Origin of the sequence: Nitrosospira sp. Nl5 (assembly GCF_900102495.1) — a bacterium.
Lineage (GTDB): Bacteria > Pseudomonadota > Gammaproteobacteria > Burkholderiales > Nitrosomonadaceae > Nitrosospira.
Window position 1 is genome coordinate 20,213 of record NZ_FMVQ01000009.1, and the last position, 13,521, is coordinate 33,733.

Consider the following 13,521-nt stretch of genomic DNA (forward strand, 5'->3'; position numbering starts at 1 on the left):
GGGAAATGAGCGCATCCGCCCCCGTCATTACGGCGGATGCCGTAGTGGTGGGAGCAGGTCCGGCCGGAGCAGCCTTTGCCTTGAACCTCGCTCCTTTTCAGCGGGTACTGCTGCTGGAAAAACGTGCCGCGCCAGTCTTGCGGCCGGGCGAATCCCTACCGGGTGCCGCACGCCGCCTGTTGCATGACATGGGTTTGTGGGATGCTTTTTTGAATCAGGGGCACCGTCCCTGCCATCTTATCCGCAGTACCTGGGGCGGCAATGAAGTCCTGGAACAGGATGCGATGCGTGATCTGGATGGCCATGGATGGTATCTGGATCGGGCCCGTTTCGAGGGCTGGCTGCAGCACGTCGCCCAGGAGCGCGGTGCTGCCCTGTTGACGGAAGCGCGACTGCTGGCACTGACACGTACGCCCGACTCAAGCTGGCAGCTCAATATCCAAAGACAAGGCAAGCCGCTCACGGTTCGTGCCCGGCTGCTGGTTGATGCAGCTGGCCGCAGTTCTTCGGTGACGAAGCGGCTCGGGGGCAAGCGCCGGGCACGGGATAAACTGGTGTGCGGTTGGCTGTATGGAAGGGATACAGGACCAGACGGCGCCGATACCGGCATGAGCCATATTCATGCCGAAATGGGCGGCTGGTGGTATTCGTCGCCACTACCCGGCTCTGAAAAGAACCGTATTCTCGCATTTTATACCGATGCCGATTTACCGCAAGCGGCGAGCGCGCATAACCGGGAGAACCTGGTGGCACGGCTTGCGGCAGTGCCAGAATTATGGAGGCAACTGAATACGGTTGACTTCACCGCAGGCCCGCAAGCCGGATTTTGCACAGCGCATAGCGCCAATCTGGACAGTGCGGCGGGTGATGGCTGGCTGGCGATTGGCGATGCCGCGCTTGCCTTCGATCCGCTATCATCGCAAGGATTATTTAATTCCCTCTACACAGGCCTGGCAGGCGCTGAGGCAGCCCAGCAATTCCTTCAGGGCGCCTCCAATGCCCTGGCGGGCTACAACTCTCAATTGGCAAATATTCAGCATGCCTACCTCGCTCACCTTGAGGCGTGGTATGGGCAAGAGACTCGCTGGATTGATCAGCCGTTCTGGCAACGACGCCAGGGCGGCAAGGTGAACAGCACCGGTGGCCTATCTTCAAATAATGCTGGCATGTCTAGTACAAAAAGCCCCGGCTTTAACGAGATGTTAGATGCTCACCGAGCAAAAAAGTAATTATTTAGACTGCCTCTCGAAATACGCAGCGGCGTCAAGAAGCGGCTGCGGATTACCGCCCTGGCGGGCAACAATTGACGCCGTCTCTTTATAATGCTTTGCCAGCGATCCCGCCTGCCGGAGATACAACGGTTCCTGCGCCTTTAGCTGCCTGTCATTTTCCTGCCGTATCTTTTTTCTGTTCTTCTCAACATTTGCTTGCTGAAGCCCCGCATTCACCTTTTCTCCGAAGGGCTGTGCCAACCCTGGTGCTTCTTCGGTGGCAGCATATACCAACCCCGGGGCTTCGGCGCCAATCGTAACTGCCACGGCAACGATCAGCAGGGCAAGGATGGTCCTGGTCGAGTGGATGCATTGTCCCATTTAAAGATCCTCTTAATGTTTACTCTTTACCAAAGAACCAGGGGTACTCAGTGAGCCAACCCCCGGTCGACCGAAAACGCGATGGAGTTGGTGTTTACGGCGACGGGACGGAGAAATTGGCCCCCGTACAGGTCTCCACCGGAGAGACCTGTAACAAGAAGATTGGGTACGGCTTTATCTGCGGATAGCGTGACCTGATTGGTCGTGCGATTCCACGTCGCCTGAATAGCTGCCGATCTGGCGTTAAGACTTTCCTGGGTATAGTCGCCAATCAGATAATAGGGATAATTCTGGACCGGCAGGTTAAACAGCCCCTCGTATTCTGCGAAGACAGCATTTAACCAGTCAAATTGAAGCGTATTACCGCTCTCATCATATCTAGCCAGATTCGACTGATGGAAAAAATGCGGCCATTTATTAAAGGTCAGCATGTGCCGCAATGCGATATCAGCTTCGGCCATCAGAATTTCCGCATAATCCCGGGGGGTGCAGATAGCGCCGGGTATTTCACATGGATTTTGTCCCGCATCGACAAATCTGCCGTGAAGGATATAGTTGTACTCATCCCTCAACTGGAGCGGGTTTGTCACATTACAGTAAATATTGGTCGGCCAGCGCGGCAACAAAAGTCGATCCGTCCGGCTGCCATCCTCGTACTGAGCGATATACTGTTCAACGTTCTGACCTTTCTGGGACGCATCGGCCCCAAGATAGTCAACGCCCGCGCTCGCGGCGGCCTCAAGGAATAAGGAATTGGCGCCTCCCGCATCAAACGCGATGTCGTCGGCTTGAACGTTGAACATGTCCGGGTGCAAAGAAGGATCATTGGTGCATTTTGGATCTTTCAGGCCGGAATGTTTGCCGGTTACGAGCACCCGGTTATTTTGGCTTTCCTCAGGGAGACCCAGAAGTCCCCAGACCATCCGATTCTTGGTGATTTCCGCCTGGATGGCCGCGATGGTAGTAAAGGTAGGGTAATCACAAGAGACACCTGGCGACTCCGGCACCTTATCCATATGGGGATGGCTATAGGTGTGGTTGATAAAGCGGAAATATGCTTTGTTAGCAACCACTGCCGCCACCAAGTCGTCCGTCATGTTTGCAGCCGGTGTCGTTGCTGCCGGATCTACCACTGCGCCGGAACCGTTGAATGGAAAATCCAGCTTGAAAGTGCCTGCTATCGGATGGGCGGCAAGAAAGGCGACCTGTTTTCTCACCGCGTTGCTAATATCATCGCTGCTCAACCGATAGGTATTAGCAGGATTATCCCTCTTTAGCGCGGAATCCCATAGATTGTTGGCAATAAACAAATCATCCAAGTGGGCAGCCATATGGACACGCCGCCCCCCCACGAATACCCCTTGCGTCACCCAGTTAATGAACTCGTAGGCCAGAACCTTAGAATGGAAGAGGAATGGTGCATGCGTAATCGTCGAGATCATCACTTCGCGTACCGGTGTAGCCTGGGAAGGCACCATGTATCGTATGATCGATAACAACGCTTCACCATTCTGGGTTCTCAGCAGCGGCTCAACGCTTGGGACAGAACCATCCCGCAGGCTGCTCATATCATTTCGAGGAATGGCCGCGAAGGCAAAGTCCGTAATTGGAAGCGGTTTATCCTTGTTCACATACTCGAAAACTTCCTTGCTGTATCCGCCACGTACTGTCCATCGGGCGTCGTAGTCGGTTGAACTGGATGAATAGACAAGGCCATAATCCAGGTAGACGCCATAAGGAGGCTCCGAGTCCCGATACGTGCCCGGCCATCCTGACAGCACCGCTTGACGAACGCCGAAGTCTTTCTGGTAATCGTGCAGGATGTCCCATTCCGCTGGTGTGAAGCTTGGAACCAGGTCAGAGTCCGTTATGATGACGCCATTATAGTTGCCGAGACAGCCTGTATCCTTGGCTTTGCAGGCGGCTCCGGCCGGGGTAGAGGCGAGCATTGCAGCCGTTAAATCCTGTTTGCCGGCATTTAATACATCGTATCCCACTCCCATTTCGTCAAGGACAGGCTTGATGTAGGCCAATCCCAGATCTTCCGCTATATCGCCCGTCGTGACGACTAATATCCTTAATTTGACGGCGTTGTCAGCAAATGCGGGAGCTGTCACACCGATTAAGGCCCACCATATTGTCATTGCAGCAAGCAGGAAGCATTTCCTGCTCACGTTCTTTCTCATGATAAAACCTCCGTTTTACGCTCTGACGCCCACGCAATTCGAGAAGGATAGACCGCACCTGGACCCTCCCTCGATGGGCCGGGTGCAGAAGACCCTGGCACAGCCGCTTGACATTAACGCTCTTGACGCCTTCGGAGTTGACAAGCTGATCAAAGGTGGAAGCCACCTCTGTTTGTGGGAAAGCCATCAAGCAACTAGATGAGTCAAGAGACGGTCGAGCGCGGGGACTGGGTGTGGGCGAGTCGCCGAAGGCGGCGCAACACACTTGGTGAGCTCCGCGTTTCATTACCCACGGGCAATGGCAACAGAACTGGACAGGATGCTGGTTGCTACAGGGGGATTCAGGGGGAAATCCATAAAAACAAAATAAGCGGCTTTATGAGCCTGATCTGCCTGCTTTAGTGGCGCCCATAGTGGCAGGAAAGCTCGTTACCTGCATTAGACCCTGTTAACGGCCTGGACGTGCCTTCAAACCATCGTTGCCGTTTTTCAGCTCGAAAGCTCTCGGATTAAGGCGAGGAAGTACGTTTTTTCTGGGTCTCCCGGACAAAATTGCCAAGCATGGTATGGCATGCTCGACATTGTAATAAGGCAGATGAATCAAGTGTAATAAAAGAAAGGGGCGATAAATTACGTCTGTAGTCCGATCGGAGATATGATGGACCGCAGAAAAGTTCGACTACACATTTAACGACTCCAAAGCCATAAGCGGTTTTGCTCCAGCTCAAGCTGTCTTTGCCGCCATTCGTTTTCTTGCTGTTGGATTTTCTGCTGGCGATCAAGCTGCTGCATTCGAGCATTATGTTCACTTTCGCGCTGCCTGGCCGCCTCTTCTATTCTTTGCGTCTCTGCTGTTCCCCGTTGTTGCTGCCACTCTTCCCCTATACTCCGGTTGCGGTCGTACGCGATGGCTTGGCTGGTCAGTGCGCATGCGGTTAAAGCCGCAAATAGAGCTTTCACTGTCTTACCTCTTTAAATGCAAACGCCGATCCTTTTTAGGTACCCTAATCGCCAGCTCGTTCAGCTGATCGTTTGAGTCCATGTTAGAAATGGAGATTATAAATTTGTGCGAAATACTGCGGACGGCAAATTGAGGCGGTACAGTTCAAAATAGCACGACCGCTTTCGAGATCGGCAACAACAGTGGATATGCGATCCGAAGCCGGGGATACGTGCCGAAAGCTGTACAAGGTCTATAAGGATTAGGTATGTACCGAACCCTAAAAACAAAAACACTTAGCTGATACGCTAAGTGTTTGTTTTATTGGTGGGTCGTGAGCGGATCGAACGCTCGACCTACGGATTAAGAGTCCGCTGCTCTACCAGCTGAGCTAACGACCCGGATTTGAATGAACCGGAATTCTAAGAGAACGATGATGGACCGGGAGGACTGACGTCCGACCCTTCGTGTTGTAAATACTACCACATCCGCTCACAAATTCGAATGGTTAGATGCGATGAAAAGCTTCAGTTTGAGAATTGCAGCAGTAAGGTTTTGCATCCGCCGATATTTAGCGCATCTATTGGATGCTGTCTATTCCTATCAACAGGAATTAGCCTTCCGCCATAATCTCGTCCAATAGCGCACGCATGCGCCGCCAGTGCGAGCCTTCCCAAAACACCCGCTCACAGGCGTCGCACGTGCTGAAGCGTTCGAACCGTTCTCGCACATCTGGCGGTACACGCAGCTGAACCTGCGCCTTGTCAATCGCGCGCAAGGGCGTGTTGCATTCCAGGCATAACGTAAACGGGCGAGCGCTACGCCCTAGATCCAGCCGATTGAACATCTCGCCCAACTGTTGCGTCGACCTCAACGCGCGTACGTAGCAGCCGTGCGTAATAGAGCGGCGCTTGAGCAGTTCCCGGTCACGGGTGAGCACGATACGTTGGTCGCGTGCGGCGATTACCTCGATTTCCCTGTCCTGGAAGTTATTGTCGTAAAGGGTGTCGAATCCCGCCATGCGCAGCAGGTGCGCGAGCCCGCCGAGATGCGCATCGGCGATAAAGCGCGTCACGCGCAAAGGATAATCGCGCACGCGCAGCAGAGGCGTAATATCGAGCATCTCGAACCGGGGAAAGACAGCGACGCGGTCGCCGTCTTTCAATAGGCGGTCAAAACCCACCGATTCGCCGTTCACCAATACCAACTCCACCTCGGTATGCGGCACGCCGAGCGCCTCGATCATGTGCTTGGTAGTTGCCGCCCGCGCGCAGGAGCAGGCAAACTCGTTCCTGCGCTGCCCGGGAGCAAGAAAATCGTTCAATTCCTCGTAGAAGCGGAAGGTTGCGGTGACCATTGAGAAAGTGCCAGCATTCTGCTGAGAATTTGCTTTAATGAAGTCATGAAACGCCACTTTGTCTTGTGCATGTTCCTCTACTTCTGTTGCGCTTTCCCATCATATGGCGGGGAATTCGACGCGAAGCGCCATAAAATGGTGGAGGAGATACTGGCCGATATTGCCGCCAATAGGGAATCCGCTCCCGGTCCAGAGGTCATTGCGGCGGTGGGAAAGGTGGAGCGTCACCGTTTCGTGCCGGGCTGGCTGACCGCATTTGCCTATATCAATCGTCCTCTTCCCATCGGCCATGGACAAACGATTTCCCAACCTGTCATCGTAGCACTGATGACCGACTTGATAAACGTCAAGGCTGGCGACAAGGTCCTTGAAATCGGTACTGGCTCGGGCTACCAGGCAGCCGTTCTGGCGGAAATAGTCGAATCGGTTTACACCCTCGAAATTATCGAACCGCTGGGAAAAGAAGCGACCGAGCGACTGAAGTCGCTTGGCTACGACAATGTAAAGGTGAGGGTGGGCGACGGCTATTACGGCTGGCCGGAAGCGGCGCCGTTCGATGCCATTGTGGTAACGGCCGCTGCAAGCCATGTACCGCCACCTCTCATCAAACAGCTAAAGCCGGGAGGGCGTATGGTGATCCCGCTCGGCGCGCATTTCATGACACAGTATTTAATGCTGGTGGAGAAGCATATGGACGGGTCGGTGACCACCCGGCAAATTTTGCCGGTGGGTTTCGTTCCACTCACCGGCGGACATTAACTTGATCCTAAATCCAGCAGCCGACCGCTTAGTTGTTGGTCGAGAACCATGATTCATCCAAGTTTTTATGTCACTTGACCTATACCTCTATGGTGCATTCGCCACAAGGCAACTGCCGGGTTTAGGATGACCGGTCCCCGCCCGCCATTTTTCGCCATTGGTCTGCTCTCCGGCTGTTTACTGGCGTATGAAGTGCTGCTGACACGCTTGTTCAGCATTGAGCTATGGCATCACTTCGCCTACCTGATCATCAGTGCGGCGATGCTGGGCTTTGGGGCAAGCGGCACGGCGCTCACCCTCCTGAAGGAAAAGTTCGCTCCGCACGTCGGCGCTGTGTATCTCACCGCGGTAACCGGAACGGCTTTGCTGATCCCCGGAGCGTTTCTGCTGGCGCAACAAATCCCATTCAATCCGCTCGAACTGCTGTGGGATCAAACCCAGGTCACCAAACTGCTCGTGGTTTATCTGCTGATGATGCTGCCCTTCTTTTGCGGCGGGCTGGGCATTGGTCTTATCCTGTGGCATTTCGGCAGGGACGCAGGCCGCATCTATGCCTTCGATATCCTGGGCGCGGGGGCCGGCAGCCTGGGTGTTATCGGCGTGCTGTTTCTCATGCCGGCCCACCAGGTACTGATGGTTCTCACGGCGTTGACGTTACTTGCTGCCGCCCTCGCTGCCGTCGAACTGGAGATGCGTCCGAAATGGCTGGCGAAGGCGTTTTTTGGGCTGGCTTTGCTGGCCGCCATAGTGCCGTCCGGCAACTGGCTGCAAGCACATCCCTCACCATACAAAGATTTAAGCCAGACCCTGAATATTCTCGGAACCCAAGTGGTCGACGAACGTTCCGGCCCGCTGGGGCAGATCACGGTGGTGGAAAACAGGCGTATCCCGTTCCGTCATGCTCCGGGAATGAGCCTTAACGCAACAGACGAACCGCCGCCCCAGCTGGCCGTATTCGTGGATGGAAACGGTCCGGCGGTGATCACGCAATTTGACGGAAAGCTCGAACCGCTGACCTATCTCGGCCAACTTACTTCGGCGCTGCCTTATCAGATATTGGAAAAGCCGCGTGTGCTGGTGCTGGGGGCAGGGGCCGGCAGTGATGTATTGCAGGCACTTTACCACGGCGCCATCACAATCGATGCGGTGGAGCTTGACGGTAACGTCATTGACCTGATCAGGCAACGTTTTCGTGATTTTGCCGGCGATCTATACAACCACCCGCAAGTGCATGTACATGAAGCCGAGGCGCGCGGCTTCGCCAGCACCAGGCACGAACGCTACGACCTGATCCAGGTAGCGCTGCTTGATTCATTCGGCGTTGCTTCTGCCGGGTTATACGGCTTGAGCGAAAGCTATCTCTACACAGTGGAGGCGCTCCAGACCTATATGAGCCGCCTCACTCCAGACGGTGTGTTGGCCGTCACACGGTGGCTCACTCTGCCGCCGCGCGACACGTTGAAACTATTTGCCACGGCGGTGCTGGCGTTGGAGCGGGACGGCGTACCCAATCCTGCCGCACGGCTGGTGATGATAAGGGGCTGGAAGACTGTCACGCTGCTGGTGAAGAACAGCGATTTCACGCCGATGGAAATCGCAGCGATCAAGGAGTTCAGCCGCACACGTTCTTTCGATCTTTCTTACTATCCGGGGATGCGCGCTGAGGAGGCAAATCGTTACAACCTGCTGGCGCATCCCTATTTCTTCGAGGGAGCTATTGCGCTGCTTGGCTCCGGGCGGCAGGCGTTCCTTGATCGATACAAGTTCTATATCGAGCCGGCGACTGATGACCAGCCGCATTTTTTCCGCTTCTTCAAATGGAACGCAGCCGCGGAGTTATTTGCCCTGCGCGAACAGGGCGGGATGCCGCTTCTGGACTGGAGTTATCCGCTGCTGGTGGCGACGCTGATACAGGCATTTGCGGCAAGCGTTCTCCTGATCGTCGCACCGCTGGCCGTTTCGCGTTGCCGGCGCATGTTCCCTACCGTGTGGGTGGTCCTGTACTTTCTCGCCATCGGCCTGGCTTTCATGTTCATGGAAATCGCCTTTATCCAGAAATTTGTGCTATTTCTGGCTCACCCGCTATACGCCGTGGCAGTCGTATTGTCCGCATTTCTGGTGTTCGCTGCCGCAGGAAGCTGGCTTGCCGAGCGATGGCAAAAGCGGACGGCGAGCGGCAAGCATGTCGTCATGGCGGTAATGGTAATCGGCGCCTTATCGCTACTCTATCTCGCCATCCTGCCGGGCCTGTTCCAGGCACTCATCCACTTGCCCGATGCGGCAAAGATAGCGATTTCGGTGGCGCTGATCGCGCCGTTGGCGGTGTGCATGGGCGTGCCTTTTCCTACAGGCATCATGCGGCTGGCGCGCACGGCCCAGGAAACTATCCCTTGGGCATGGGCGATCAACGGTTTCGCTTCGGTGGTTGGTGCCGTCCTCGCCACCTTGCTGGCTATTCACCTGGGTTTTGCCGCAGTGATCCTGTTGGCTGTGCTGATTTACGGGTTGGCGGCGGTCGCGTTGAGAGGGTTTGCTTGAGCGAGCTACGGTGCCTGCGCTCTTTACTTCTATGGTAGCAGGGTAAAAGTAGGTTCCGCTGCGTAAAAAACTCATGAAATACGAATACCTTCCGTTATTTATCTGGAAAAGAATTTCTATGCGGCTGTTCCTTGCCACAAATATCCGTTTCGCCTTTTAGCCGCTGTGACGCGAGGATTTGGAAAAACTTGATTATCAGCAACTTATCTGAACAGGGGTGAAGTTACCCTGTAAGGCAAAATCACTACCATCTTAATTCCTATTGATAAGCGATAAGGAAGAAATCATGTTTGTCGGGTATGCGAGAACTTGTACGCAGGATCAAGCTGCGGGCCTTGAAGCACAATTCGCTGAACTTAAACGGGCAGGCTGCGCCAAGATATTTCTAGAACAAATGAATGCGGTTGACGTTGGCAAGGGAAAAGAACTAGAACTAGAACCAGAACTCGAATCGGCCATTGGTTATGTCCGCGAAGGAGATACGTTGATCGTGACAAAGATTGAGCGTCTTGCACATTCTTTGCCCCATCTTTTACAGGTTATCGGCCGGCTTGAAAGACAAGGCGTGGCACTCCGCATCCTGAGCATGCAAATTAATACCAGCACTCCGAATGGGAAATTGATGTTATCGGTTATGGGCGCAATTGTGGAGTTCGAACGCGCCCTGATGCTTGAACGTCAATTAGATGGAATTGCAGCCTGGAACCAAGCTAGACGATTTAAAGGAAGACGGTCAAGCGCAAGACCAAAGATTAACGGCGTTTCAAAGTCCGCCCCTCAAGGTTTGATATATCAGGCCGTTGCGGAACAGCCCGGTATGCGCATTGCCAGTGTCTTGCAACCGGTAGCGAAGCGCCCGCGACCCAATCTTGAGTTGTTGGACGCATGTCCCGGCCCATCGGTCACGTTCGAGGAAAGCGTCGCTGAGGGACGTGGGAATGTCTACAAATAATCCTTGTAATCGTGCAAGCAAAAGGTATTAATGCGGAACAGGTCATTTGGACAAACCAAAGACCGATGTATTTTCAACTCCTTAACCGAGATTTCACTGCTTGGTTAGCCTGTACCCCGTCATGCTGAATTGGCGGTCAACCTAGCTAGTGCTCGAGTCTATTTGCTTGCAGTGTCATTCAGCACTAATATGGTGAATATAATGGGTACTCTAAACTTACTGTCGCATAATGAGGCCGCAAAGCGATTACAGATAGATTTAGAGGAAGGAGATGAGCGTGCATTTCAACTTACGAACTGGCCGCCCCTCGGACGCGGAGGCCGCCGGGATGATCTGCTACGAAGCGTTCAAGACGATTTCCGGGCAACATAATTTCCCTCCGGATTTTCCCTCATCCGAGGCAGCGTCTGGCCTCTTGTCATCCTTGTTGTCCCGCCCCGATGTATACTCGGTAGTCGCCGAGAGCGAAGAGCGGATCGTGGGCAGCAACTTCCTGCTGGAAGATGCGGTCATTGCAGGTGTAGGTCCAATAACCGTCGCCCTGGACGTCCAAAACAGTACCATCGGCCGGTGTCTGATGGAAAACGTATTGGATCGTGCCCGGCAGAAACGATTTGCAGGAGTACGCCTGGTGCAAGCTGCCTATCATAGTCGCTCCCTGTCCCTCTATACCAAGCTGGGATTTGACGTGCGGGAACCACTTGCGACCATGCAGGGGCCGCCGCTACGGCTCATCGTTCCCGGATATACCGTTCGTTCGGCGCGCGATGGCGATATGGATGCTTGCAATAGCCTCTGTCAGAACATCCATGGCCACGATCGAGGCCAGGAGTTGTATCATGCGATCCAGGAAGGTACCGGCATCGTCGTCGAATACGCTGGCCGCATCACCGGCTACGCTACATTAATCGGCTTCTTTGGACATGCCGTGGGAGAAAACAATGAAGACCTCAAGGCCCTTATCGGGGCTGCGGACGCCTTTGCGGGACCAGGATTTCTCCTGCCCACACGCAACGGTGAACTGTTCCGCTGGTGCTTGCAGCACGGGCTTCGCGTCGTTCAGCCCATGACCTTGATGAGCCTCGGCCTCTACAACCAGCCCTCGGGCGCCTTCCTGCCCTCGATTCTCTTCTGAAGGTGGGGGCGAAACAGCGACGGTTAACCAGAAGGATCAGAATATGTCCGACCCTGCCATACAAGACCGCGCCGCGGGCGCCATCATGGGCGCCTTTATCGGGGATGCCTTAGGCCTTGGCCCACACTGGTACTACGATCTGGCAGCGCTTCGACGCGACTACGGTGACTGGATAACGACCTATACAGACCCCAAGCCCGGCCGCTACCATAGCGGTCTCAAGGCCGGTCAACTCTCCCAGGGGGGCGTCATTCTCCGGCTCATGCTGCGCTCGCTCGTCGAGCGCGGCGGCTATGATGAAGCGGATTTCTGCCGGCGCATGGATGAGGAAATCTTCCCGTTGCTCAACGGCATGCCTGTCAACGGACCGGGCGGGTACACCCAGCAATCGATTCGAGATGCTTGGCGCAAGCGTGTCCAGCAGAACCTGCCGTGGGGGCAAGCGGGAGGCCAGGCCGATACCACCGAAGCGATAGGGCGCACGCTCGCCCTGGCGGTTCGCTACGCCTTCCAGCCGGAGGAACTGGCAGCCTCAATCTCCAGCAATACACGCCTCACCCAGATCGACGATACCGTAGTTACCCTGACTGTCGCGTACGGGGCGGTGCTGGGTCTCCTGGTGCAGGGACACAAACTCAACAGGAGCCTTTCCGGCAAGCTCATGCGTTTGGCAAAAGCGGGAAAACTGCCTTTTCATACGATGGCGCATACCGACCTGCAGCCTCCACAGGAAGACCGTCCCCGGGACAGCGGACATTTCGTCTCTCCGGACGCCCTCCTCACGCCCTCGTATGTCGCCACAGCCGCGGTGGACCCGGAGATCCGGATAGAGCCCGCATGGAAAGTCTCCATCGTTTATGGCATGACATGCGCCATTTACCACCAGCTTCCCGCAGCCTATCATCTCACTGCCCGCTTTCCGAACGATTTTGAATCGGCTGTGCTCCACGCAATAAATGGCGGCGGCGAAAACCAGGCGCGCGCCATGTTGGCCGGTGCGCTCGTCGGCGCACAAGTCGGGCTATCGGGAATACCCCGACGCTTCCTAGACGGCCTGGACGAAGCTGAAACGCTTCAGCGATTTGCGATGGATGTGGCCTCAAAAGTGAGCGAGTCAATACCTGGACTTGGCTAGAACGCCCTTGGAGCTATTACTGGGGACACATCTCATGAACAAGGATCAATGGAGTCCGACCTATAGATTTACTAAAGATTTCGCAACCTTTATCAAACCGGGTAACCCCGCCTTTAGCAAGGCCCTACTGTCAGATTAAATCGAAACTACTACAAATGATAATCAAACATGATTCTGTACGCCTTGCCATGATTGTTCTGGCAATTTTTGGCTTGGCTCTGGTCGCTGGTCCAGTGCTTGCTGCATCGGAAGCCGTTACGCCATGGGAAACTCCGAATGAAAATTGGTGCCAGGTCACCTCCTTCTGGTCGGGTTGGATTCTTCTGATGGGTGTCGTAATTAGTGGCTTTACCTTGATATTTGACAGTGAAACCTCTCGGCGTATCCGCTATGTCACAATCGTAGCTTGCGGACTTGCGTTGGCTAACATGATTATCTGTTTATTCCTCTAAGCTAAAGAATCAATCGAGTCTGACCCTATCGATCTCCATATAAGCAGACGCTCTGGGTCACTATATCCTCTCTGTAGGTACGGTAGCGAACATATTCTTCGCCTAAAGATTGGCAAAATGCGTCAGCCCTGAAAACGGAGGCTCTTTTTTAACTGATATATATAGGAAGGAAGAAAAAATGGCAATTGGCACAGTAAAATGGTTCAATGATTCAAAAGGCTTTGGCTTCATTACCCCTGATGACGGCAGTGAGGATTTATTCGCGCACTTCTCGGCAATCGGCATGTCTGGATTCAAAACGCTCAAAGAAGGTCAAAAAGTAACGTTTGAGGTTACGCAGGGTCCGAAGGGCAAGCAAGCATCAAACATTCAATCTACGTAAGATTTCATGTGAGGCGGACAAACCACCCGTGTAGCATTAGGAAATTGTCTACTCTGCATGCTACTCGATTGGCTGGTGGTCGCTCAGATTACC

The 13,521-nt window shown here is 54.3% G+C and carries 12 protein-coding genes and 1 tRNA gene; 8 read left to right on the forward strand and 5 right to left on the reverse strand.

The annotated features are described in order from the left end of the window. The first annotated feature begins 5 nt into the window (after positions 1 to 5). Positions 6 to 1,229, forward strand: a complete 1,224-nt coding sequence (locus BLP45_RS09640) for an NAD(P)/FAD-dependent oxidoreductase (protein ID WP_090372103.1) — start codon at positions 6 to 8, stop codon at positions 1,227 to 1,229. Here the strand turns inward: BLP45_RS09640 and BLP45_RS09645 are convergent, their stop codons facing one another. From BLP45_RS09645 to BLP45_RS09675, 5 genes are all read right to left on the reverse strand, one after another. Further along, a complete protein-coding gene (locus BLP45_RS09645; protein WP_090372105.1) occupies positions 1,230 to 1,592 on the reverse strand; it encodes a hypothetical protein in 363 nt (120 codons plus the stop codon). It abuts the gene before it with no gap. A gap of 47 nt (positions 1,593 to 1,639) precedes the next feature. Further along, positions 1,640 to 3,778 carry an Agd3-related carbohydrate deacetylase gene (locus BLP45_RS09650; RefSeq protein WP_090372107.1) on the reverse strand — a complete coding sequence of 713 codons (2,139 nt, stop codon included), beginning with the start codon at positions 3,776 to 3,778 and terminating at the stop codon, positions 1,640 to 1,642. A gap of 687 nt (positions 3,779 to 4,465) precedes the next feature. Next, entirely contained in the window at positions 4,466 to 4,738 is a 273-nt protein-coding gene (locus BLP45_RS09665; RefSeq protein WP_090372112.1) for a hypothetical protein, read from the reverse strand. A gap of 305 nt (positions 4,739 to 5,043) precedes the next feature. Then, positions 5,044 to 5,119, reverse strand: a tRNA-Lys gene (locus BLP45_RS09670). Between the two features lie 212 nt (positions 5,120 to 5,331). Beyond that, entirely contained in the window at positions 5,332 to 6,075 is a 744-nt protein-coding gene (locus BLP45_RS09675) for a Mut7-C RNAse domain-containing protein (RefSeq protein ID WP_090372269.1), read from the reverse strand. A gap of 45 nt (positions 6,076 to 6,120) precedes the next feature. Between BLP45_RS09675 and BLP45_RS09680 the strand changes: the two genes are divergently transcribed. The 7 genes from BLP45_RS09680 (at position 6,121) to BLP45_RS09710 (ending at position 13,428) form a co-directional block, all read left to right on the forward strand. Next, complete coding sequence (locus BLP45_RS09680; protein ID WP_090372114.1) at positions 6,121 to 6,834, forward strand: protein-L-isoaspartate(D-aspartate) O-methyltransferase; 714 nt, start codon at positions 6,121 to 6,123, stop codon at positions 6,832 to 6,834. A gap of 126 nt (positions 6,835 to 6,960) precedes the next feature. After that, complete coding sequence (locus BLP45_RS09685) at positions 6,961 to 9,372, forward strand: spermine/spermidine synthase domain-containing protein (protein ID WP_090372116.1); 2,412 nt, start codon at positions 6,961 to 6,963, stop codon at positions 9,370 to 9,372. 286 nt (positions 9,373 to 9,658) lie between these two features. Then, complete coding sequence (locus BLP45_RS09690; protein ID WP_090372118.1) at positions 9,659 to 10,324, forward strand: recombinase family protein; 666 nt, start codon at positions 9,659 to 9,661, stop codon at positions 10,322 to 10,324. A gap of 277 nt (positions 10,325 to 10,601) precedes the next feature. Then, the gene (locus BLP45_RS09695; RefSeq protein ID WP_218117979.1) at positions 10,602 to 11,459 is read left to right on the forward strand and encodes a GNAT family N-acetyltransferase; all 858 of its coding nucleotides are present in this window, start codon (positions 10,602 to 10,604) and stop codon (positions 11,457 to 11,459) included. 43 nt (positions 11,460 to 11,502) lie between these two features. Further along, positions 11,503 to 12,594 (forward strand): ADP-ribosylglycohydrolase family protein, encoded by a 1,092-nt coding sequence (locus tag BLP45_RS09700; RefSeq protein ID WP_090372121.1) that lies wholly within the window; start codon positions 11,503 to 11,505, stop codon positions 12,592 to 12,594. Positions 12,595 to 12,749: 155 nt separating this feature from the next. Then, positions 12,750 to 13,046: a TrbC/VirB2 family protein gene (locus BLP45_RS09705; protein ID WP_090372123.1), complete on the forward strand. Its 297-nt coding sequence runs from the start codon at positions 12,750 to 12,752 to the stop codon at positions 13,044 to 13,046. A gap of 178 nt (positions 13,047 to 13,224) precedes the next feature. Further along, positions 13,225 to 13,428, forward strand: coding sequence for a cold-shock protein (locus BLP45_RS09710; protein ID WP_090372125.1), 204 nt, complete (start codon positions 13,225 to 13,227; stop codon positions 13,426 to 13,428). Positions 13,429 to 13,521 lie beyond the last annotated feature (93 nt).

What these genes read in the sequence shown, in the direction of transcription:
- BLP45_RS09640 (WP_090372103.1), top strand. Translation starts at nt 6, where the DNA reads ATGAGCGCATCCGCCCCCGTCATTACGGCGGATGCCGTAGTGGTGGGA.
- BLP45_RS09700 (WP_090372121.1), top strand. Translation starts at nt 11,503, where the DNA reads ATGTCCGACCCTGCCATACAAGACCGCGCCGCGGGCGCCATCATGGGC.
- BLP45_RS09650 (WP_090372107.1), bottom strand. Translation starts at nt 3,778, where the DNA reads ATGAGAAAGAACGTGAGCAGGAAATGCTTCCTGCTTGCTGCAATGACA.
- BLP45_RS09710 (WP_090372125.1), top strand. Translation starts at nt 13,225, where the DNA reads ATGGCAATTGGCACAGTAAAATGGTTCAATGATTCAAAAGGCTTTGGC.
- BLP45_RS09645 (WP_090372105.1), bottom strand. Translation starts at nt 1,592, where the DNA reads ATGGGACAATGCATCCACTCGACCAGGACCATCCTTGCCCTGCTGATC.
- BLP45_RS09675 (WP_090372269.1), bottom strand. Translation starts at nt 6,075, where the DNA reads ATGGTCACCGCAACCTTCCGCTTCTACGAGGAATTGAACGATTTTCTT.
- BLP45_RS09685 (WP_090372116.1), top strand. Translation starts at nt 6,961, where the DNA reads ATGACCGGTCCCCGCCCGCCATTTTTCGCCATTGGTCTGCTCTCCGGC.
- BLP45_RS09680 (WP_090372114.1), top strand. Translation starts at nt 6,121, where the DNA reads ATGAAACGCCACTTTGTCTTGTGCATGTTCCTCTACTTCTGTTGCGCT.
- BLP45_RS09705 (WP_090372123.1), top strand. Translation starts at nt 12,750, where the DNA reads ATGATAATCAAACATGATTCTGTACGCCTTGCCATGATTGTTCTGGCA.
- BLP45_RS09690 (WP_090372118.1), top strand. Translation starts at nt 9,659, where the DNA reads ATGTTTGTCGGGTATGCGAGAACTTGTACGCAGGATCAAGCTGCGGGC.